Source organism: Citrobacter sp. LST-B2 (assembly GCF_057983045.1).
The window spans coordinates 4,158,223-4,178,448 of the sequence record NZ_CP192598.1; the positions used below are offsets into that span (position 1 = coordinate 4,158,223).

The following is a 20,226-nucleotide window of genomic DNA, read 5'->3' on the forward strand; positions in this document are numbered from 1 at the left end:
AAGAAATGAGCCAATTATCACAGGCTTTTGGTGAACCAACTGACCGAATTCGTGCCTTACGGGAACAAATCCTTGATACGACCCCCTGCATTGAGACGGATCGTGCCCGCCTGATCACCGAGTCCTATAAGGAAACGGAATCCCTGCCCATGATCATCCGTCGCGCCAAAGCGCTTGAGAAGATCCTTGCGGAATTGCCGGTCACCATCCGGGCAGGTGAACTAATCGTTGGTAGTCTGACAGTCACTCCTCATTCCACACAAATTTACCCGGAGTACTCAAATCGCTGGCTTCAGGATGAATTCGATCGTCTGAATCTGCGTAAAGGCGACCGTTTTACCATAACCGATGAAGCGAAACAGCAGCTGGATAGCGTATTTGGCTACTGGGAAGGGAAAACAACGAATGAACTGGCTACATCCTATATGTTGCCTGAAACGCTTGATTGCATGGCAGAAAATGTCTTCACTGTCGGCAACTATTACTTTAGTGGCGTCGGTCATATAGCCGTGGACTACGCGCGTGTTCTCGCTCGTGGATACAAAGGCATCATCCAGGATGTTGTTGCAGCAATGGCCAGCGCTGATAAAAAAGACCCCGCTTTTCTGAAAAAAGAATCGTTCTACAAGGCGGTCATTATTTCTTGTAACGCAGCAATCAATTTTGCTCATCGTTACGCGGTTAAAGCTCGTACTCTCGCGGAACAGGCCTCACCAGTCCGTAAAAAAGAGCTGCTGAAAATTGCTGAAATCTGTGACAAAGTACCTGAAAATGGTGCAAGTAATTTCTATGAAGCCTGCCAGTCATTCTGGTTTGCCCATGCCATTATTCAACTTGAATCCAACGGGCATTCTATCTCCCCGGCGCGTTTCGATCAGTACATGTACCCTTACCTGGAAAAGGACAGCTCCCTGAGCGAGGAACAGGCGCAGGAATTGCTGGATTGTCTGTGGCTCAAGTTCAACGACGTTAACAAGGTTCGTGAAAAAGGCTCGACCAAAGCTTTTGGTGGCTATCCGATGTTCCAGAACCTGATCGTTGGCGGTCAAACCAGCGGCGGACAGGACGCCACTAACAGACTGTCCTTTATGGCCATGACGGCTACCGCCCATGTTCGTCTGCATGAACCTTCACTGTCAGTACGTGTCTGGTCAAAATCTCCGGACGATTTTTTACTGAAAGCCTGTGAAGTCAGTCGTCTTGGTATGGGGATCCCGGCCTATTACAACGATGAAGTTGTTATCCCTGCATTGATTAACCGCGGCCTGACCCTGGAAGATGCGCGGGAATACGGCATCATCGGCTGCGTCGAACCTCAACGTCCGGGAAAAACAGAAGGCTGGCACGACGCCGCGTTCTATAACATGAGTAAGGTACTGGAAATAACCCTGAACAACGGACGCTGCGGGGATAAACAACTCGGCCCCAAAACTGGTGAGCTGGATTCATTCCAGAGTATTGAAGACATCATTGAAGCTTATCGTAAACAGAACGAATATTTTGTCTATCATCTGGCAATGGCCGATAACAGTGTTGACCTTGCTCATATGGAACGGGCCCCCCTGCCGTTCCTGTCCTGTATGGTGGATGACTGTATCAGTCGCGGTAAAAGCGTTCAGGAAGGCGGTGCCCATTATAACTTCACGGGTCCGCAAGGTGTCGGCGTTGCCAATGTGGGCGACTCGCTGATGGCTATCAAACGTCTGGTATTTGAAGAAGGCCAATTATCGCTGGGTCATCTGAAAGAAGCACTGGATGCCAATTTCGGTGTATCTGGCGGGATAGAGAAACCTGACACTATAGCCACTGAAAGTACGCCGAAACAGGATGCAACCTATGAACTAGTCCTTGAGGCCGTGAAGAAAGTGCTGGGCGAAAGCGGCGCACTTGCACTCACCTCACTCAATAGCAACCCACCGGAGCCTGTCAAAGGGGCTAATGCCGGGCTGACAGCAGTGCGTCAGTTACTCATTAATGGCGCCCCCAAGTTCGGTAATGACATTGACGAAGTGGATATGCTGGCCCGTACCGGTGCTGAAATTTACTGTCGCGAGGTAGAAAAATACACCAACCCACGTGGCGGTTTATTCCAGGCTGGCTTATATCCGGTATCCGCTAATGTGGCTCTCGGTGAGAGCGTCGGGGCAACTCCAGATGGACGTCTGGCCGGCCAGCCGCTTCCCGATGGGGTGTCGCCCAGCAGGGGCATGGATACAAAAGGTCCAACCGCTGCCGCCAACTCAGTAGCCAAGCTGGATCACTTCCTGGCCTCAAATGGCACGCTGTTTAATCAGAAATTCCATCCGGCAGCTCTGAAAGGCGATGAGGGATTATACCATCTGGCGGCCTTACTGCGTGGTTATTTCGATCAGAAAGGCATGCATGTTCAGTTCAATGTGATCGACCGTAATACACTGCTGGCAGCACAAAAAGAACCAGAAAAATATCGTGATCTGGTTGTGCGTGTGGCGGGTTACAGTGCGCAATTTGTCTCACTGGATAAAAGCGTACAGGACGATATTATCCTGCGAACCGAACATGTCTTTTAATTGACAGTCGGCCGGATTTCTCAACATAAGGATATTATCTTCTGATGATTGTTTTCCTTGTTTTTACAGACAAGGAAAACACATCCGGCCAATAACATGCTGAATATCACCATGAAGAAAAGAAATAAAGGTATTGACATGGCGGAAATTGATTACGCGCAGACTGGCACCGTATTTAATATACAAAAATTCTCCTTACATGATGGCCCGGGAATACGCACCATTGTATTCCTGAAAGGCTGTTATCTGGCATGTAAATGGTGCAGTAATCCGGAATCACAGCACACTGAACCGGAAATATTTTACTACGATCGCAATTGTATCCATTGCGGACGCTGCGTATCCGCCTGCCCCGTTGGGGCTATCGATGCCTCACGTCAAGGGCTTATTGACCGGAATGCCTGTATTCATTGTGGAGCTTGCGCTGAGGTCTGCCCGGCTGGCGCGATGGTTCAGTCAGGTAAGAGAATGTCGGTGGTGGAGGTTATAGACGAACTGCGTAAAGATGAGACGCATTATCGCCGCTCCGGTGGAGGTATTACATTGTCCGGTGGCGAAGCACTGGCTCAGCCTGCATTTGCAGCAGCATTGCTGGCCGCCTGCAAAGCCAGAGGATGGCATACAGCGATGGAAACCACCGGAATAGCCTCCCGGGCCGTGCTGGAAAAGGTTATCCCATTGCTTGATATCGTATTGCTCGACATCAAAACCTTTTATAGTGAACGGCATAAGGAATTTACGGGACATCCGAATGAGACGGTTTTACGTAATGCACTGACAATTTCAGAACTGGCAAAGAATGTCGCCGTTCGGATCCCGGTAATTCCTGGATTTAATGATGATGAACAAAGTATCGAAGCTATTGCCAGATTTGTTACGCACATGAAAAATGTATCGCGATTACATTTATTGCCCTATCACAACTATGGCCATAATAAATATAACCTGCTTGGCAGAACGTACGACATGATTGAAATAAAACCACCGGAAGAAAGTCGTATGCATAAATATAAAGATATTGTGACATCCCTTGGAATCGACTGCGTCATCGGTGGGTAACCGGTAGTTTTTTAAACTTTTGCAGGAAACGATTATGAACACAACCTTACCGACATTAAAGCAGGAGTGCCTTGCCGAATTTCTGGGCACCGGACTCTTTCTGTTTCTTGGTATCAGTTGCCTCGCAGCGATGAAACTGGCTGCCGCCAGTTTCGGTTTGTGGGAGATCTGTATTGTCTGGGGACTGAGTGTCGCACTCGGTGTTTACCTCACTGCGGGAATATCCGGAGGGCATCTTAATCCGGCAGTCACTATCGCATTGTGGCTTTTCGGCAATTTCAGTGCCCATAAGGTCTTACCTTACATCCTGTGCCAGATTATGGGCGCTTTTGGCGGCGCCATGGTGGTCTACCTGCTTTACCACAATCTGTTTATTGATTATGAGCTGGCACACCATATTCAACGCGGCAGCATGGACAGCCTTGCACAGGCGGGTATTTTCACGACGTTTCCCCATCCGGAAATTAATCTGCTTCAGGCTTTTGCCAGTGAAACCATCGGAACGCTGACGCTGATGTGCCTGATCATGGCGCTGACCGACGACGGCAACGGTGTTCCTCGCGGTCCGCTGGCGCCGCTACTGATTGGGATTTCCGTGGCCCTGATTGGGGTTGCCATCGGTGCACTGACGGGTTTTGCGCTGAATCCGGCAAGGGATTTAGGTCCCCGTCTGTTCAGCTATCTGGCTGGCTGGGGTAGTAATGCTTTAACAGGCGGACGTGCATTCCCCTACTTCATTATACCACTCGTCGCACCGATCTTCGGAGCCTGCCTTGGCGCCGCGCTGTATCGCGGTCTGACCAGGTTACCACTTCTGCCGGGCAAGGGGGGCCAGGGAAAAAGTCTGTCGCTGCCGGAATAATTATCTCCCGTCCCGTCAGGGACAGGAGCTGAAGATGAACTTTACACAAGAAACTCAGGAGTAAAAGAGAAATGAACAATGCGCTTGGAATGATCGAAACCTATGGACTGATTGGCGCCATCGTAGGTGCAGATGCCATGGTCAAATCGGCAAACGTCCAGTTGGTGGGTTACGAAAAAATTGGTTCCGGCCTGGTTACCGTCATGGTACGAGGTGATGTCGGTGCGGTAAAAGCTTCGGTGGAGGCGGGCTCCGCAGCTGCAGCCGGTGTGGGCCAGGTGAAATCAACTCACGTCATCCCACGTCCTCATAATGAGGTGGAAACGCTGTTGCCGGTTTATCAGACCGCAACAGCCGAGTGAAAAATTAACAAGGAAAAGGGGGAGCTTGTGCAACATTCTCTTGGCCTTATCGAAGTCTCGGGTATGTCTCTGGCGATAACTGTTGCTGATGTGATGGCGAAAACCGCCCAGATCAGACTGATCGGCGTGGAAAGAACCATCGGGTCTGGCTGGATGCTGGTGAAAATTGCAGGCGATGTTGCTGCAGTGCGTACGGCTCTATCGGCCGGAGAAGAAACAGCCAGAGCACACCAGGGATTTGTTGCCTGCACCACAATCGCCCGGCCAGCGAAAGGAACCGGTGAACTGGTTTCAACAACTAAACCGCCCCGAGCTGAGCCTGTTCAGAAGATAACCGTTCTCCCGGCCGTTGCCCTCACGGCATCCGCCGCCCATACCACAACCGGACCTGAATCCGTTCAGGAGGATCCGGACGCAGAAAAGGCAGTCCCCCCGATCAGGGAGGCTGTCGAGGGAAGCACAGGCAATATCATTCAGGTCGATGCTATCAATGATCCTGTGGAAACGGCCAGGGAAATCAGTAAACCAAACGCTTCAGCAAAGTCTCCTCCTGCTGAATATGGTGAAAAACAATCTGTGGCGACGGTCAAAGCATTTCCGGTCATGGGAGATATCGCTACTGACCTCGATATTCCGACAGCGTCAGCGAGATCCGTTGCCGTTGCGCAGCAGGTTAAACCCGGAATATCTCTGCATCAGTTTCATTATCAGGAAAAACCTGATGATGAAACTGCAGATGCGGGTAGCCAACAGACAGGTGAAACAAAACAGGCTGTCGCCATATCAGCAAAATTACTGGTGACATGCAAAATCTGTGGAGATCCTTCATGTCCGCGACATAAGGGCCAGCCACGCAGTAGATGTATTCACAATCAGAAATCGGTATTGAGGTAAATCAATGGATCACGATCTGATCACAAAACTGACCGGTCAGGTAATTGCGCAGATGCGGCAACGAACGATTCCGCTGGGTATATCAAACCGGCATGTTCATTTGTCGGCAAAAGATTACCAGAGTCTGTTTCCTGGACAGACTCTAAAAATTAAAAAGCCCCTTGGTCAGCCCGGGCAATTTGCGGCAGAGCAGACCGTTTCCTTAATCGGTCCACGAGGTCAGTTGAAAAACGTACGTATACTGGGGCCGTTGCGGGGACAAACACAGGTGGAAATCTCGTACACCGATGCCAGACAAATTGGCCTGACGGCGCCACTCCGCCTGTCAGGTGATCTGACAGGAAGTGCCTCTGTCACGCTGAAAAGCGAGGCCGGAGAAATTAATCTCACCGAGGGAGTCATCATCGCTCGCAGACATATTCATATGTCGCCATTGGACGCTGCGATATTTGGCGTAACACAAGGAGAAACCGTGAAAGTCGGGATTGAAGGCACCGATCGAAAACTGATTTTTGATGATGTCTGTATCCGGGTCGCTGAGGATATGCGTCTTGAAATGCATATTGATACTGATGAAGCGAATGCTGCCGGTATTGATGGAGGCCAGGCAGTGGCAAGACTTCTCCTGACAAAACGCTAATGCAGGTGTGCCTATGCTGGACATGATCGTCTCAAGGGTCATTACACTTTTACAGGAAAGAGAAAGCCGGAGTTTACGGGTGACCCAGGCCGAGCTAGCGGCAGGCTTATCAAAAACGGTTTATTTGCATAATGCACAACTGATATTGCCCTTACCAGATCTGGCTTTTATTCAGAGTCTGGTTGCCTATGATCACCACCACCCGGCAGTGGCAACTGTCCTGGAAGCATGGGCATATGGCGTACGGTTACACCTTCAGATCCACCAGCAATTACTGACCGCACTGCCACTGCGAGAGTTACGCCGCCTTCCGGTCACACTCACTGACCATCTGAGTACACCGGTGCAACTGGCAACTGCAGCTGGCCTCAGCTATGCCAGCGTTATTCACTGGCGCGATTGCTGGGTTTTACTGGAAAAGCAGACGCTGATTACCGCCCTCGCTCGGGAAGTAATGGAAAGACAGAACATCAAACTAATATGGCAGGAGTAACGCAATGCAACTGGCGAAAGTCGTAGGGTCAGTGGTGTCGACGCAAAAATCTGCATCCCTGACAGGTAAAAAATTGATGGTCGTTACTTTAGTTAATCTGGACGGCTCCACACCGCATTTCCAGGAAAACACCCAGGAGGTTGCTGTGGATTCTATGGGAGCAGGCGAAGGAGAGCTGGTTCTGGTCAGCCGTGGCTCTTCAGCCAGAAAGATCTTTCCGGAACCAAATCAGGCCATTGATCTGGCCATCGTCGGCATCGTCGATACCATCGATCGGTTTTAGCCTCGGTCGGCTGTTACAGGAGAAACAGAGCTATGCCAGAACAGGATATAGCATCCCTTATCAGAGAGCATCGCATATTGCTGGAGGAGGCCGTCGGCGAAGTTATCCGCCAGTACCCTCAGTCACTTTCGCCATCGGAAAACTTCAGTAAGCACATTTTCAGTTCAGAGCAGTTGAAAAACATTATCGATACTGTTCTGGCGGAGGCGTGGCAGCAAAGCGCCATGGTAGTTATCACCTTGTGTGACGAAAAAGGCGAATGTGTTCTGACTTACCGCATGCCGGGTGCATCGGCAGAAGATATTGCTGTCGCCGAGCTTGCGGCCGAAGCCGCGGTACGTTTCGCTAAAGATAATAAACAGATCATTGACCCCACACCACATAACGTCATTGGCGGGATTGATACCTCCCGCGGAGGTTGTGTCGTGAATTGTGCGGGAAAAGTGATCGGTGGGGTCGGAATTAGCGGCGCATCCGCTGAAAAAAATCATCTTATTGCATTACGGGCTGTCGACAGCCTTAAATCAGGGAGTCAAAAATGAATACCACTGAACTGGAGAATATGATCCGCACTATTCTTGCTGATAATCTGACAGGGATCGCTACTGCCCCTGGAAATATTCAGCACACTATCTTCGCTCGTGTGGAAGATGCTATCACTGCCAGCTACGATGCCTATAAAAAATACTTGGCAGAACCTCTGGCACTTCGAACCAGGATTATTACTGCCCTGAAGGAAGAGCTGGCACCCTGGATCAAAGAGATGTCCGAACGCGCCGCAGAAGAAACCGGCATGGGTAATGCACTCGACAAAATCAGTAAAAATACTGCGGCACTGAATAATACTCCAGGGATTGAGGATTTGACCACAAGCGCCCTGACTGGCGATGGTGGCATGGTTTTGTTCGAACTTTCCCCCTTTGGAGTCATTGGCGCTATCGCCCCCAGCACCAATCCGACCGAAACTATCATTAACAACACCATCAGTATGCTGGCCGCTGGTAATGCTGTCTACTTCAGCCCCCATCCTGGCGCAAAGAAGGTATCTTTGTGGCTTATTGAAAAAATCGAAGACATCATTTATCGGGTAAGCGGGATCCGGAATCTGGTTACCACCGTCGCAGAGCCCACCTTTGACGCCACTCGCGAAATGATGTCAGATCCGCGCATTGCTCTGCTTGTGGTTACAGGCGGCCCGGCAATTGTCAATATGGCCATGAAAACCGGTAAAAAAGTTATCGGTGCCGGCCCAGGTAACCCCCCTGTACTGGTGGATGAAACTGCCTGTCCGGTCAAAGCTGCCAAAGATATCGTTGATGGTGCCTCTTTCGATCATAACGTCCTTTGCATCGCCGAAAAATGCGTCATCGTGGTCGATAGCATCGCCGATCGCCTCGTAGAAAATATGCAGAAAAACGATGCCTTTCTGGTAAAAACACCCGGTGATATTGCCAGACTGCGCCAGGTCGTTATCAATGACAAAGGAGAAGCAAACAAGAAACTGGTAGGCAAAAGCCCGGCAGTGATCCTGCAGGCTGCTGATCTGAACACATCAACGGCACCGCGACTGATTATTGTGGAAGTGGAGCAGGACGATCCGCTGGTGATGGTCGAACAATTGATGCCGGTTCTGCCTGTTGTGCGGGTCAGGGATTTTGAGACAGGGCTGGCACTGGCGCTGAAAGTGGAAAACGATCAGCACCATACAGCCATAATGCATTCGCAGAATGTTTCCCGTCTGAACCTGGCCGCGAAGACCATGCAAACTTCAATATTTGTGAAAAATGGCCCTTCTTATGCTGGGCTGGGCATTGAGGCTGAGGGTTTTACCACCTTTACTATTGCAACTCCCACTGGCGAGGGGACAACATCTGCACGGAGCTTCGCCCGTAAACGCCGTTGTGTACTGACTAATGGATTTTCCATCCGCTAAGTGGAGGATGTGAAGATGTCCCTGTTCACGGTAAAAACGCGGGTGTATAGCGGAGCCGACAGTTTATCCTGGCTCAGAACGCTTCACGGTAAAAAGATCTGGATCGTCTGCGATGGTTTTCTGGCTGGTAGCCCCAATCTGAAAATGGTCACCGACAATATCCATGAGGACAACACTGTCGCTCTGTTTAGCGATATCATCCCCGATCCACCTATCGCTACAGTGGTAGCAGGTATCGAGGCGATGAGCGCAATAAAGCCGGAGGTAGTGATCGGTTTCGGCGGTGGGTCGGCACTGGATTCAGCGAAGGCAATGATATTCTTTGGTCGCAGGCTTGGCATAAAGATTGAGAACTTCGTTGCAATCCCCACTACCAGTGGTACGGGCTCTGAAGTCACCAGCGCCAGCGTTATCAGCGATCCGGCCAGCAGGATAAAGTATCCGTTGTTTGATGACAGTCTTTATCCTGATATAGCGCTTCTTGAACCGCGGCTGGTGTTGAGCGTACCACCGGCAGTAACAGCCAATACCGGACTTGACGTACTGACGCATGCACTTGAGGCATATGTGGCCAAAGGCGCTACGGACTTTACTGATGCACTGGCGGAAAAAGCAGCACAACTGGTCATCGGTTGCCTGCCCGTCGTATATCGGGACGGTAATGAACTGGAGGCCCGTACCCGGATGCATAACGCTTCCACACTAGCCGGTATCGCCTTCAGCCAGGCAGGACTGGGAATGAACCATGCCATCGCCCATCAACTGGGTGGTCAACTGCATATTCCCCATGGGCTTGCCAACGCCCTGTTGCTGCGTCATGTGATCCAGTTCAACAGTCGTGATTTCGCCGTTCGTGCAAAATATGCACGGTTAAGTAAACTGTGTGGACTGGCAAACTTCCAGTCGGCGGATGAATATTGTGTTACGAGTCTAATCACCCATCTGCACAATCTCATGAAGCAGGTTAATGTCGCAGACAACCTTAGCGCATTAAATATCGCTCGCGAACAGGTAATGACTGCTGAAAATGCCATGATTACAGCCGCTTTACAAGATGCCTGTCTATCCACCAATCCGGTAACCGTATCGGGTACGGATATACGTGCTATTCTTAGAGCGATAATATAGAGTCAGGATCAAAAAATTCAAGCCGGAAAAACTTTAAGTTACGTGATTTTTCCGGCTTTTTTTTTAAATTTTCAATCCGCCGAACATGTTATATAAATCATATCCGTTTCTTAGATACTGGATAGTCATTACAGAATCATCCCTTTCAATCAATCCAACCAAATAATAGCCATTCAATTAAGGAAGGTGCGAATAAGCAGGTCATTTCTTCCCAAGCTGACTCGCTGATTAAAATTTCGCGGATCTGGGCCGATTTTTTTCCCGCAAACACATCGAATCAGCCTATTTAGGCTATTTTTTCCACCATTTCTGGCGTTATTTCCGGTTTTTACTGAGATCTCTCCCACTGACGTATCATTTGGTCCACCCGAAACAGGTTGGCCAGGGTGAATAACATCGCCAGTTGGTTATCGTTTTTCAGCAGCCCCTTGTATCTGGCTTTCACGAAGCCGAACTGCCGCTTGATGATGCGAAACGGGTGCTCCCCCCTGGCACGGATGCTGGCTTTCATGTATTCGATGTTGATGGCCGTTTTGTTCTTGCGCGGATGCTGCTTCAAGGTTTTTACCCTGCCGGGACGCTCGGCGATCAGCCAGTCCACATCCACCTCGGCCAGCTCCTCGCGCTGTGGCGCTCCTTGGTAGCCGGCATCGGCTGAGACAAATTGCTCCTCTCCATGAAGCAGATTACCCAGCTGATTGAGGTCATGCTCGTTGGCCGCGGTGGTGACTAGGCTGTGGGTCAGGCCACTCTTGGCATCGACACCAATGTGGGCCTTCATGCCAAAGTGCCACTGATTGCCTTTCTTGGTCTGATGCATCTCCGGATCGCGTTGCTGCTCTTTGTTCTTGGTAGAGCTGGGTGCCTCAATGATGGTGGCATCCACCAAAGTGCCTTGGGTCATCATGACGCCTGCTTCGGCCAGCCAGCGATTGATGGTCTTGAACAATTGACGGGCCAGTTGATGCTGCTCGAGCAGGTGGCGGAAATTCATGATGGTGGTGCGATCCGGCAGGGCGCTATCCAGGGATAATCGGGCAAACAGGCGCATGGAGGCGATTTCGTACAGGGCATCTTCCATGGCACCGTCGCTCAGGTTGTACCAATGCTGCATGCAGTGAATACGCAGCATGGTCTCCAGCGGATAGGGCCGTCGGCCATTGCCCGCCTTGGGATAAAACGGCTCGATGACAGCGGTCATATTCTGCCATGGCAGAATCTGCTCCATGCGGGAGAGGAAAATCTCTTTTCGGGTCTGACGGCGCTTAGTGCTGAATTCACTATCGGCGAAGGTGAGTTGATGGCTCATGATGTCCCTCTGGGATGCGCTCCGGATGAATATGATGATCTCATATCAGGAACTTGTTCGCACCTTCCCTATCAATCACGGCGTTTGCCCTTCGTGCCGCTGGTTACGTTGATGCACTGGTAGAGTCACTGGAGAAGGCCCTGCAGCGTATTGCTGAGCTGGATAAAGACTGCAGAGTATACGAAAATAACGTAAAAAATCTTCTTGAACGTGCCGGTTCAGCAGAGTCCTCGTGCGCAGAGGCTGCTCGGATTCTTCAAAGTGGTGAACGCATGGCATTAACTCGCGCCATCACTATTCTGCTGGCAAATGGCATGAAGGTGGAGGCTGAGCCAGTGGCGGTATGCACTGTAAAGGGCGGTCAAATGTGCCCTGATGGTGTGCACGAACTTTTCGCCGCCCCACAGCCAACGCTGGTAGTGCCGGAAGAAGCTACTCCGGACAGTATCGAGATTCTTGCCAGCGCCAGGCGTCGTGACCACGCTGTATTCCAGTGGGATGAAGACCAGCGAAATGCGGCCGCTGATTCCTGGAACGCTTTCCGGGCCGCTATGCTCCAGGCAGTCAACTCTCCGGTAATTGGCATTGACCAGGCAACAGGTGCTGACAGAACAGTGGAAGTTCGCTACGTAGCACCTCCTGGTTACGTGATGTTACCGAAGGAACCGACAAAAGAGATGATTGATGCCGGGTGGCTGCACTACATGGCCACCAAGAACCCTTCATCAAAAGGCACATACAAAGCCATGCTCGCAGCCGCCCCACAGGAGGTGAAATGATGCCCTCCATCGAAGAAATGGGCAAGCGAGCAGCACTGCTAAAATGGAAGCGCCAGTTTGGGCCATTCGAAAAATGCCCTGAGTGTTACGGCCTTCTATCCGGTTGTATGTTATGCGGTGCTAACGGCAGGGTGATTCAGGAAGATATTGATGCCTGGAATAACCCTATTTCGAAGATGAGGCGACAGATATGACCGCACATCACTCTTTTCGTTGTATGAAGTGGTATATACAGTGGGATAGAGTTTAGCTCCTGTCAACTCTCTATTCTCGTGACGCGTAGTGTATAGTTCACTTATCAAGTGGAGTAATAACAAAGCAAACGGTAGTGCTGGTATGTTTTTTGTGCGCGTATGATAGCACTAGCGTCGCAATCAGGAAAAAGTTACTTTTATTACTAAGGAAGGTGCGAACAAGTTCCTGATATGAGATCATCATATTCATCCGGAGCGCATCCCAGAGGGACATCATGAGCCATCAACTCACCTTCGCCGATAGTGAATTCAGCACTAAGCGCCGTCAGACCCGAAAAGAGATTTTCCTCTCCCGCATGGAGCAGATTCTGCCATGGCAGAATATGACCGCTGTCATCGAGCCGTTTTATCCCAAGGCGGGCAATGGCCGACGGCCCTATCCGCTGGAGACCATGCTGCGTATTCACTGCATGCAGCATTGGTACAACCTGAGCGACGGTGCCATGGAAGATGCCCTGTACGAAATCGCCTCCATGCGCCTGTTTGCCCGATTATCCCAGGATAGCGCCCTGCCGGATCGCACCACCATCATGAATTTCCGCCACCTGCTCGAGCAGCATCAACTGGCCCGTCAATTGTTCAAGACCATCAATCGCTGGCTGGCCGAAGCAGGCGTCATGATGACCCAAGGCACTTTGGTGGATGCCACCATCATTGAGGCGCCCAGCTCTACCAAGAACAAAGAGCAGCAACGCGATCCGGAGATGCATCAGACCAAGAAAGGCAATCAGTGGCACTTTGGCATGAAGGCCCACATTGGTGTCGATGCCAAGAGTGGCCTGACCCACAGCCTGGTCACCACCGCGGCCAACGAGCATGACCTCAATCAGCTGGGTAATCTGCTTCATGGAGAGGAGCAATTTGTCTCAGCCGATGCCGGCTACCAAGGAGCGCCACAGCGCGAGGAGCTGGCCGAGGTGGATGTGGACTGGCTGATCGCCGAGCGTCCCGGCAGGGTAAAAACCTTGAAGCAGCATCCGCGCAAGAACAAAACGGCCATCAACATCGAATACATGAAAGCCAGCATCCGTGCCAGGGTGGAGCACCCGTTTCGCATCATCAAGCGGCAGTTCGGCTTCGTGAAAGCCAGATACAAGGGGCTGCTGAAAAACGATAACCAACTGGCGATGTTATTCACCCTGGCCAACCTGTTTCGGGTGGACCAAATGATACGTCAGTGGGAGAGATCTCAGTAAAAACCGGAAATAACGCCAGAAATGGTGGAAAAAATAGCCTAAATAGGCTGATTCGATGTGTTTGCGGGAAAAAAATCGGCCCAGATCCGCGAAATTTTAATCAGCGAGTCAGCTTGGGAAGAAATGACCTGCTTATTCGCACCTTCCCTAGGGGATTGTAATAGCCCAGCAAATCTTCTGAACTAGTCCAGTTAGGCTTAACCGGAATGATCTTAGATACCCCACCAATAGCCTTGGCAAACGACTGAACCAGGTTTGTTTTGCCTGAGCCTGAGTCCCCCGCCAGAATGATGAGATCATTGGTGCGAATAAGCGTTAGGAAGTTCTCGATAATATGGCGAGGGTACAGGATGTCTCGTTCTTTGAGGTACGCTTGAATGTAAGAAACTGCATCGCTGTAGTTTGAATAAAGGGCTTGTGAAAAAGAGATATGTTCACCACGCTCCTTATTAGACAAGGGGCTTCCAACAAAAAAGTCGAAATCTTCCTCATCCAAAAACTCAAAACTCTTCAGGAAGATGGCTTTCTCTTTGATGAAATCTGTTAGTTTCTCGACTTTTCTTGCCATACTTTCCTCTACTTTTCGGCTCTTTTCGATAATGACGTCTAACTCAGCTTTGCTTTCCTGAATCTTCAGATTTAGCCGATGATTATCATTATTTAGTTCTTCATTTCTCTTGATTGAGCTTTCAAGCTCTGTCGTTGATGCTGTGATTTTATCCTGTGTACTTTTGAATGCGTCTGACAACTCCGCCAACTTGTCAGTCATATCCTGTTGTTTTTCTTGCAACGCTGCCTCTAACGCTTCTGTTTCTGAGGCGATTTTATGTTTAACGCGCTTAACTTCTGCGTCATAAATAACTTTGCGTAGCAGTGTTTCATCTTCATTTTGAATTAGGGCTTGCCGATCTAAATTAGGTAATGCATCGGGCAGATAGGTCAAACGCTCAACCGTCTTATCATTGACGGCTAATAGAAATGGGTTGTTTTTTTTAGCTCTTTGCGGGATGGATGCTAACATCAGTTCACAAGCAACCATCCCTTTAGTGTCATTGCCTAACACTATTTTTGCTACTGATGGGGTTAAAAACACACCTGATTGCAATTCATGCGAATCAGCCAGAGGGTATTCTATGCTTTGGTTGCCACTAAGAGTTTTTGCGTTACGGATACCAGCCCAGTTCCCTGCCTCGTTAATACTCAGTTCACCCCAGACATCAATTTTATGATTTTCCAAGCCCCAACTATCATAAAGGCGTTGGTAAAGCTCTTCATCAGAGAGCCCTTTAACCTCTTCAAGGTTGTAGATAACTTGTTCTAAAGCCATGATTTCTATTCAAACAATAAATAAAGGGATTACCTACGTGTTGCAAACTCAACACATCTACATCTCGAGAAAAACAGGTTTAGTTTTGCTTCTTATCTAGCACTTTTTAGCGAGATAATCACCAACGAGCATTTCAATAAATTCTTTAAGTTCCTGATATTAAACACCATAAGTCTAATATGGCAACAGTTTCTATAATCGCGTTTCGCGAATCCGTGATATGAGCACCAATGTTGACAGTGCCACTTACCACTACACAACTTCATATCGCGTCTACTCTATTGCTAACACTTTCGAGTGATCCGTACCAGCAAAAGTGGACACTTCGCTAAGGAAGGTGCGAATAAGCAGGTCATTTCTTCCCAAGCTGACTCGCTGATTAAAATTTCGCGGATCTGGGCCGATTTTTTTCCCGCAAACACATCGAATCAGCCTGTTTAGGCTATTTTTTCGACATTTCTGGCGTTATTTCCGGTTTTTACTGAGATCTCTCCCACTGACGTATCATTTGGTCCACCCGAAACAGGTTGGCCAGGGTGAATAACATCGCCAGTTGGTTATCGTTTTTCAGCAGCCCCTTGTATCTGGCTTTCACGAAGCCGAACTGCCGCTTGATGATGCGAAACGGGTGCTCCACCCTGGCACGGATGCTGGCTTTCATGTATTCGATGTTGATGGCCGTTTTGTTCTTGCGCGGATGCTGCTTCAAGGTTTTTACCCTGCCGGGACGCTCGGCGATCAGCCAGTCCACATCCACCTCGGCCAGCTCCTCGCGCTGTGGCGCTCCTTGGTAGCCGGCATCGGCTGAGACAAATTGCTCCTCTCCATGAAGCAGATTACCCGGCTGATTGAGGTCATGCTCGTTGGCCGCGGTGGTGACCAGGCTGTGGGTCAGGCCACTCTTGGCATCGACACCAATGTGGGCCTTCATGCCAAAGTGCCACTGATTGCCTTTCTTGGTCTGATGCATCTCCGGATCGCGTTGCTGCTCTTTGTTCTTGGTCGAGCTGGGTGCCTCAATGATGGTGGCATCGACCAAGGTGCCTCGAGTCATCATGACGCCTGCTTCGGCCAGCCAGCGATTGATGGTCTTGAACAATTGGCGGGCCAGTTGATGCTGCTCGAGCAGGTGGCGGAAATTCATGATGGTGGTGCGATCCGGCAGGGCGCTATCCTGGGATAATCGGGCAAACAGGCGCATGGAGGCGATTTCGTACAGGGCATCTTCCATGGCACCGTCGCTCAGGTTGTACCAATGCTGCATGCAGTGAATACGCAGCATGGTCTCCAGCGGATAGGGCCGTCGGCCATTGCCCGCCTTGGGATAAAACGGCTCGATGACAGCGGTCATATTCTGCCATGGCAGAATCTGCTCCATGCGGGAGAGGAAAATCTCTTTTCGGGTCTGACGGCGCTTAGTGCTGAATTCACTATCGGCGAAGGTGAGTTGATGGCTCATGATGTCCCTCTGGGATGCGCTCCGGATGAATATGATGATCTCATATCAGGAACTTGTTCGCACCTTCCCTAAGAAAGTCTGGGGTCAAGTCTTGCAACGTGCACAACGTGCTTTGGCAAGGTCTGCTTTTGGCACATAAGAAATATTCAGAAATTTCGAATACTACATTAGCTCACTCACTTTACTGCAAAAACCGTAACCAACGTTTTCATTGAGTCACCCGAAACCATAACAAAGGGCACTGTTGCAAAGTTAGCGATGAGGCAGCCTTTTGTCTTATTCAAAGGCCTTACATTTCAAAAACTCTGCTTACCAGGCGCATTTCGCCCAGGGGATCACCATAATAAAATGCTGAGGCCTGGCCTTTGCGTAGTGCACGCATCACCTCAATACCTTTGATGGTGGCGTAAGCCGTCTTCATGGATTTAAATCCCAGCGTGGCGCCGATTATCCGTTTCAGTTTGCCATGATCGCATTCAATCACGTTGTTCCGGTACTTAATCTGTCGGTGTTCAACGTCAGACGGGCACCGGCCTTCGCGTTTGAGCAGAACAAGCGCGCGACCATAGGCGGGCGCTTTATCCGTGTTGATGAATCGCGGGATCTGCCACTTCTTCACGTTGTTGAGGATTTTACCCAGAAACCGGTATGCAGCTTTGCTGTTACGACGGGAGGAGAGATAAAAATCGACAGTGCGGCCCCGGCTGTCGACGGCCCGGTACAGATACGCCCAGCGGCCATTGACCTTCACGAATGGAAGGGACTTCCCCTAGATATGCGCCTGATTAACTTTCGTGCAATCATAGGATAAACATTGACCCAGAGGGATTCGTTATGACCATCACCACTGTCGGTATCGATCTTGCTAAAAATGTGTTTGCTGTTCACTGCATTGACCAAAATGGTAAAGCTGTTCTGGTTAAACCCAAGGTGTCGCGTGCAGCACTTTCTGAACTCATCGCAGGTTTACCTCCCTGTGTCATTGGAATGGAAGCCTGCTCGGGTGCCCACTATTGGGCAAGATTATTCAGGCAGTATGGCCATGATGTCCGGTTGATGGCTCCGAAATTTGTCTCACCCTATCGCATGGCGGGTAAGACCGGGAAAAATGATGCAGCTGATGCAATAGCTATTTGTGAGGCAGTGCAGCGGCCGCATATGCGCTTTGTACCAGTCAAAGACGAAAGCCAGCAGGCAATGCAATGCTTACATCGGACAAGACAGGGATTTATCCAGGAAAGAACAGCAACGTATAACCGTCTTCGGGGCCTGATATCTGAATTCGGGGTTATTGCCCCACAAAGCACTGATGCTCTGCGTCATGTTGTTTCTGACCAGAAGGAAACTCTGCCAGTACAGGTCAGGCTGTGCATTGATGATCTATTGACACATGTCACTAATATTGAAGAGAAAATCGCCGAATATGACAGGGTATTATCTCGTGTGGCCAAAACAGATCATCGCAGCCAGCAGTTAATGGAACTGAAAGGTGTTGGGCCCACCACAGCGAGTGCGCTGGTCGCCAGTATTGGCAATGCCCATGATTTTAAGAACGGGCGCCAACTGGCAGCCTGGTTGGGGCTAACGCCATCACAATACAGTAGTGGCGGAAAATCAAAGCTTGGCAGGATAACAAAAGCGGGTGATGCCTATCTGCGAACCCTACTGGTCCAGGGAGCCCGTTCTGTAATGGTAGGGGCAGAGAATAGAACGGACCCGTTTAGCCGTTGGGTCTGCTCGTTGATTGGTAGGCGGGGATACTGGCGTGCTGTCGTTGCAATCGCCGCCAAGAATGCGAGGTTGTGCTGGGCATCATTACATTACGGCGATGACTTCAGACTGTATTCAACAACATGAAAAATTTAACTGAGTAGTAACTGAACTGTAAATTGTTGATGGTAAAGGGTTAGACCCCCGTGAGAAGTATCTGCATATCCTACTGGATATCACTATCCGATTAACGAAGGAAACTCTGCCAGTACAGGTCAGGCTGTGCATTGATGATCTATTGACACATGTCACTAATATTGAAGAGAAAATCGCCGAATATGACAGGGTATTATCTCGTGTGGCCAAAACAGATCATCGCAGCCAGCAGTTAATGGAACTGAAAGGTGTTGGGCCCACCACAGCGAGTGCGCTGGTCGCCAGTATTGGCAATGCCCATGATTTTAAGAACGGGCGCCAACTGGCAGCCTGGTTGGGGCTAACGCCATCACAATACAGTAGTGGCGGAAAATCAAAGCTTGGCAGGATAACAAAAGCGGGTGATGCCTATCTGCGAACCCTACTGGTCCAGGGAGCCCGTTCTGTAATGGTAGGGGCAGAGAATAGAACGGACCCGTTTAGCCGTTGGGTCTGCTCGTTGATTGGTAGGCGGGGATACTGGCGTGCTGTCGTTGCAATCGCCGCCAAGAATGCGAGGTTGTGCTGGGCATCATTACATTACGGCGATGACTTCAGACTGTATTCAACAACATGAAAAATTTAACTGAGTAGTAACTGAACTGTAAATTGTTGATGGTAAAGGGTTAGACCCCCGTGAGAAGTATCTGCATATCCTACTGGATATCACTATCCGATTAACGAGAATAGAACGGACCCGTTTAGCCGTTGGGTCTGCTCGTTGATTGGTAGGCGGGGATACTGGCGTGCTGTCGTTGCAATCGCCGCCAAGAATGCGAGGTTGTGCTGGGCATCATTACATTACGGCGATGACTTCAGACTGTATTCAACAACATGAAAAATTTAACTGAGTAGTAACTGAACTGTAAATTGTTGATGGTAAAGGGTTAGACCCCCGTGAGAAGTATCTGCATATCCTACTGGATATCACTATCCGATTAACGAAGGAGGATCTCACGAGCGTCTTTCATCAGGGTCCGAATCACTAGCGATTCAGCATGACCGTTTATAGTAGCGCAGTCTTATCCCTTGCCTTTCATTGATGAACAGACAGAAATTAAAAACCGGCGTTGACTGTTCGGGGAAGCCCTTATAGTAGGTTTCATCCATGTGCCACGGGCAAAGATCGGAAGGGTTACGCCAGTACCAGCGCAGCCGTTTTTCCATTTCAGGCGCATAACGCTGAACCCAGCGGTAAATCGTGGAGTGATCGACATTCACTCCGCGTTCAGCCAGCATCTCCTGCAGCTCACGGTAACTGATGCCGTATTTGCAGTACCAGCGTACGGCCCACAGAATGATGTCACGCTGAAAATGCCGGCCTTTGAATGGGTTCATGTGCAGCTCCATCAGCAAAAGGGGATGATAAGTTTATCACCACCGACTATTTGCAACAGTGCCCAAAACGGCCATCAACATCGAATACATGAAAGCCAGCATCCGTGCCAGGGTGGAGCACCCGTTTCGCATCATCAAGCGGCAGTTCGGCTTCGTGAAAGCCAGATACAAGGGGCTGCTGAAAAACGATAACCAACTGGCGATGTTATTCACCCTGGCCAACCTGTTTCGGGTGGACCAAATGATACGTCAGTGGGAGAGATCTCAGTAAAAACCGGAAATAACGCCAGAAATGGTGGAAAAAATAGCCTAAATAGGCTGATTCGATGTGTTTGCGGGAAAAAAATCGGCCCAGATCCGCGAAATTTTAATCAGCGAGTCAGCTTGGGAAGAAATGACCTGCTTATTCGCACCTTCCCTAAGGTACCAGCACTGGCTCAATGGCTACATACGGCA

18 protein-coding genes and 5 pseudogenes are annotated in these 20,226 nt (G+C 49.9%); 18 read left to right on the forward strand and 5 right to left on the reverse strand.

Annotated elements, in window-relative coordinates; translation table 11 throughout:
- Positions 1 to 5: 5 nt before the first annotated feature.
- From ACQ0PY_RS19975 to ACQ0PY_RS20025, 11 genes are all read left to right on the forward strand, one after another.
- Positions 6 to 2,549, forward strand: coding sequence for a glycyl radical protein (locus ACQ0PY_RS19975; protein WP_150547180.1), 2,544 nt, complete (start codon positions 6 to 8; stop codon positions 2,547 to 2,549).
- A 138-nt stretch (positions 2,550 to 2,687) separates the two neighbouring features.
- Positions 2,688 to 3,608 carry a glycyl-radical enzyme activating protein gene (locus tag ACQ0PY_RS19980; RefSeq protein WP_150547183.1) on the forward strand — a complete coding sequence of 307 codons (921 nt, stop codon included), beginning with the start codon at positions 2,688 to 2,690 and terminating at the stop codon, positions 3,606 to 3,608.
- A 34-nt stretch (positions 3,609 to 3,642) separates the two neighbouring features.
- A complete protein-coding gene (locus ACQ0PY_RS19985) occupies positions 3,643 to 4,470 on the forward strand; it encodes an MIP/aquaporin family protein (RefSeq protein ID WP_011787817.1) in 828 nt (275 codons plus the stop codon).
- A 71-nt stretch (positions 4,471 to 4,541) separates the two neighbouring features.
- On the forward strand, positions 4,542 to 4,832 hold the full coding sequence (locus ACQ0PY_RS19990; RefSeq protein WP_011787816.1) for a BMC domain-containing protein: 291 nt from the start codon (positions 4,542 to 4,544) through the stop codon (positions 4,830 to 4,832).
- 27 nt (positions 4,833 to 4,859) lie between these two features.
- Complete coding sequence (locus ACQ0PY_RS19995) at positions 4,860 to 5,726, forward strand: BMC domain-containing protein (RefSeq protein ID WP_011787815.1); 867 nt, start codon at positions 4,860 to 4,862, stop codon at positions 5,724 to 5,726.
- A gap of 4 nt (positions 5,727 to 5,730) precedes the next feature.
- The gene (locus ACQ0PY_RS20000; protein ID WP_112404841.1) at positions 5,731 to 6,366 is read left to right on the forward strand and encodes a phosphate propanoyltransferase; all 636 of its coding nucleotides are present in this window, start codon (positions 5,731 to 5,733) and stop codon (positions 6,364 to 6,366) included.
- A gap of 13 nt (positions 6,367 to 6,379) precedes the next feature.
- The gene (gene pduM / locus ACQ0PY_RS20005; RefSeq protein WP_050998913.1) at positions 6,380 to 6,859 is read left to right on the forward strand and encodes a microcompartment protein PduM; all 480 of its coding nucleotides are present in this window, start codon (positions 6,380 to 6,382) and stop codon (positions 6,857 to 6,859) included.
- A gap of 4 nt (positions 6,860 to 6,863) precedes the next feature.
- Positions 6,864 to 7,142, forward strand: coding sequence for a EutN/CcmL family microcompartment protein (locus tag ACQ0PY_RS20010; protein WP_007372117.1), 279 nt, complete (start codon positions 6,864 to 6,866; stop codon positions 7,140 to 7,142).
- A 32-nt stretch (positions 7,143 to 7,174) separates the two neighbouring features.
- A complete protein-coding gene (locus tag ACQ0PY_RS20015; RefSeq protein ID WP_007372116.1) occupies positions 7,175 to 7,684 on the forward strand; it encodes a heme-binding protein in 510 nt (169 codons plus the stop codon).
- On the forward strand, positions 7,681 to 9,075 hold the full coding sequence (locus ACQ0PY_RS20020) for an aldehyde dehydrogenase family protein (protein ID WP_007372115.1): 1,395 nt from the start codon (positions 7,681 to 7,683) through the stop codon (positions 9,073 to 9,075). The genes ACQ0PY_RS20015 and ACQ0PY_RS20020 overlap by 4 nt, the downstream gene beginning before the upstream one ends.
- Positions 9,076 to 9,090: 15 nt before the next feature.
- Positions 9,091 to 10,203 carry a 1-propanol dehydrogenase PduQ gene (locus ACQ0PY_RS20025; protein WP_150547179.1) on the forward strand — a complete coding sequence of 371 codons (1,113 nt, stop codon included), beginning with the start codon at positions 9,091 to 9,093 and terminating at the stop codon, positions 10,201 to 10,203.
- 328 nt (positions 10,204 to 10,531) lie between these two features.
- On the opposite strand, the gene ACQ0PY_RS20030 is transcribed toward ACQ0PY_RS20025, so the two are convergent.
- Complete coding sequence (locus tag ACQ0PY_RS20030; protein WP_020899206.1) at positions 10,532 to 11,512, reverse strand: IS5-like element ISKpn26 family transposase; 981 nt, start codon at positions 11,510 to 11,512, stop codon at positions 10,532 to 10,534.
- Between the two features lie 272 nt (positions 11,513 to 11,784).
- Between ACQ0PY_RS20030 and ACQ0PY_RS20035 the strand changes: the two genes are divergently transcribed.
- The 3 genes from ACQ0PY_RS20035 (at position 11,785) to ACQ0PY_RS20045 (ending at position 13,902) form a co-directional block, all read left to right on the forward strand.
- The gene (locus tag ACQ0PY_RS20035) at positions 11,785 to 12,291 is read left to right on the forward strand and encodes a hypothetical protein (protein ID WP_172050168.1); all 507 of its coding nucleotides are present in this window, start codon (positions 11,785 to 11,787) and stop codon (positions 12,289 to 12,291) included.
- Positions 12,292 to 12,760: 469 nt separating this feature from the next.
- Positions 12,761 to 13,741 (forward strand): IS5-like element ISKpn26 family transposase, encoded by a 981-nt coding sequence (locus tag ACQ0PY_RS20040; RefSeq protein ID WP_446894173.1) that lies wholly within the window; start codon positions 12,761 to 12,763, stop codon positions 13,739 to 13,741.
- Positions 13,723 to 13,902 (forward strand): hypothetical protein, encoded by a 180-nt coding sequence (locus ACQ0PY_RS20045; protein ID WP_446894174.1) that lies wholly within the window; start codon positions 13,723 to 13,725, stop codon positions 13,900 to 13,902. Before ACQ0PY_RS20040 ends, ACQ0PY_RS20045 begins: the two co-directional genes overlap by 19 nt.
- Here the strand turns inward: ACQ0PY_RS20045 and ACQ0PY_RS20050 are convergent.
- The 3 genes and pseudogenes from ACQ0PY_RS20050 to ACQ0PY_RS20060 all read right to left on the reverse strand — a co-directional run.
- The gene (locus tag ACQ0PY_RS20050; protein ID WP_224788386.1) at positions 13,842 to 15,068 is read right to left on the reverse strand and encodes an AAA family ATPase; all 1,227 of its coding nucleotides are present in this window, start codon (positions 15,066 to 15,068) and stop codon (positions 13,842 to 13,844) included. The two genes, ACQ0PY_RS20045 and ACQ0PY_RS20050, sit on opposite strands and share 61 nt — an antisense overlap.
- Before the next feature lie 478 nt (positions 15,069 to 15,546).
- Positions 15,547 to 16,527 carry an IS5-like element ISKpn26 family transposase gene (locus ACQ0PY_RS20055; protein ID WP_446894175.1) on the reverse strand — a complete coding sequence of 327 codons (981 nt, stop codon included), beginning with the start codon at positions 16,525 to 16,527 and terminating at the stop codon, positions 15,547 to 15,549.
- A 289-nt stretch (positions 16,528 to 16,816) separates the two neighbouring features.
- A pseudogene (locus ACQ0PY_RS20060) lies at positions 16,817 to 17,281 on the reverse strand (IS6-like element IS26 family transposase); the annotation flags it as partial.
- An 80-nt stretch (positions 17,282 to 17,361) separates the two neighbouring features.
- On the opposite strand from ACQ0PY_RS20060, the gene ACQ0PY_RS20065 reads away from it, so the two are divergent.
- From ACQ0PY_RS20065 to ACQ0PY_RS20075, 3 genes and pseudogenes are all read left to right on the forward strand, one after another.
- Positions 17,362 to 18,384, forward strand: a complete 1,023-nt coding sequence (locus ACQ0PY_RS20065) for an IS110-like element IS5708 family transposase (protein ID WP_000156884.1) — start codon at positions 17,362 to 17,364, stop codon at positions 18,382 to 18,384.
- Between the two features lie 109 nt (positions 18,385 to 18,493).
- Positions 18,494 to 19,009 (forward strand): annotated as a pseudogene (locus tag ACQ0PY_RS20070) (IS110-like element IS5708 family transposase); the annotation flags it as partial.
- A gap of 111 nt (positions 19,010 to 19,120) precedes the next feature.
- Positions 19,121 to 19,270, forward strand: a pseudogene (locus tag ACQ0PY_RS20075) (IS110 family transposase); the annotation flags it as partial.
- Positions 19,271 to 19,521: 251 nt separating this feature from the next.
- On the opposite strand, the pseudogene ACQ0PY_RS20080 reads toward ACQ0PY_RS20075, so the two are convergent.
- Positions 19,522 to 19,770, reverse strand: a pseudogene (locus ACQ0PY_RS20080) (IS6 family transposase); the annotation flags it as partial.
- A gap of 64 nt (positions 19,771 to 19,834) precedes the next feature.
- Here ACQ0PY_RS20080 and ACQ0PY_RS20085 point away from each other — a divergent pair.
- Positions 19,835 to 20,041, forward strand: a pseudogene (locus tag ACQ0PY_RS20085) (IS5/IS1182 family transposase); the annotation flags it as partial.
- Between the last annotated feature and the right edge of the window lie 185 nt (positions 20,042 to 20,226).

Coding starts and splice junctions, on each gene's coding strand:
- ACQ0PY_RS19975 (WP_150547180.1), top strand. CDS start 6: ATGAGCCAATTATCACAGGCTTTTGGTGAACCAACTGACCGAATTCGT.
- ACQ0PY_RS19980 (WP_150547183.1), top strand. CDS start 2,688: ATGGCGGAAATTGATTACGCGCAGACTGGCACCGTATTTAATATACAA.
- ACQ0PY_RS19985 (WP_011787817.1), top strand. CDS start 3,643: ATGAACACAACCTTACCGACATTAAAGCAGGAGTGCCTTGCCGAATTT.
- ACQ0PY_RS19990 (WP_011787816.1), top strand. CDS start 4,542: ATGAACAATGCGCTTGGAATGATCGAAACCTATGGACTGATTGGCGCC.
- ACQ0PY_RS20000 (WP_112404841.1), top strand. CDS start 5,731: ATGGATCACGATCTGATCACAAAACTGACCGGTCAGGTAATTGCGCAG.
- pduM (WP_050998913.1), top strand. CDS start 6,380: ATGCTGGACATGATCGTCTCAAGGGTCATTACACTTTTACAGGAAAGA.
- ACQ0PY_RS20010 (WP_007372117.1), top strand. CDS start 6,864: ATGCAACTGGCGAAAGTCGTAGGGTCAGTGGTGTCGACGCAAAAATCT.
- ACQ0PY_RS20015 (WP_007372116.1), top strand. CDS start 7,175: ATGCCAGAACAGGATATAGCATCCCTTATCAGAGAGCATCGCATATTG.
- ACQ0PY_RS20020 (WP_007372115.1), top strand. CDS start 7,681: ATGAATACCACTGAACTGGAGAATATGATCCGCACTATTCTTGCTGAT.
- ACQ0PY_RS20025 (WP_150547179.1), top strand. CDS start 9,091: ATGTCCCTGTTCACGGTAAAAACGCGGGTGTATAGCGGAGCCGACAGT.
- ACQ0PY_RS20030 (WP_020899206.1), bottom strand. CDS start 11,512: ATGAGCCATCAACTCACCTTCGCCGATAGTGAATTCAGCACTAAGCGC.
- ACQ0PY_RS20035 (WP_172050168.1), top strand. CDS start 11,785: ATGGCATTAACTCGCGCCATCACTATTCTGCTGGCAAATGGCATGAAG.
- ACQ0PY_RS20040 (WP_446894173.1), top strand. CDS start 12,761: ATGAGCCATCAACTCACCTTCGCCGATAGTGAATTCAGCACTAAGCGC.
- ACQ0PY_RS20050 (WP_224788386.1), bottom strand. CDS start 15,068: ATGGCTTTAGAACAAGTTATCTACAACCTTGAAGAGGTTAAAGGGCTC.
- ACQ0PY_RS20055 (WP_446894175.1), bottom strand. CDS start 16,527: ATGAGCCATCAACTCACCTTCGCCGATAGTGAATTCAGCACTAAGCGC.
- ACQ0PY_RS20065 (WP_000156884.1), top strand. CDS start 17,362: ATGACCATCACCACTGTCGGTATCGATCTTGCTAAAAATGTGTTTGCT.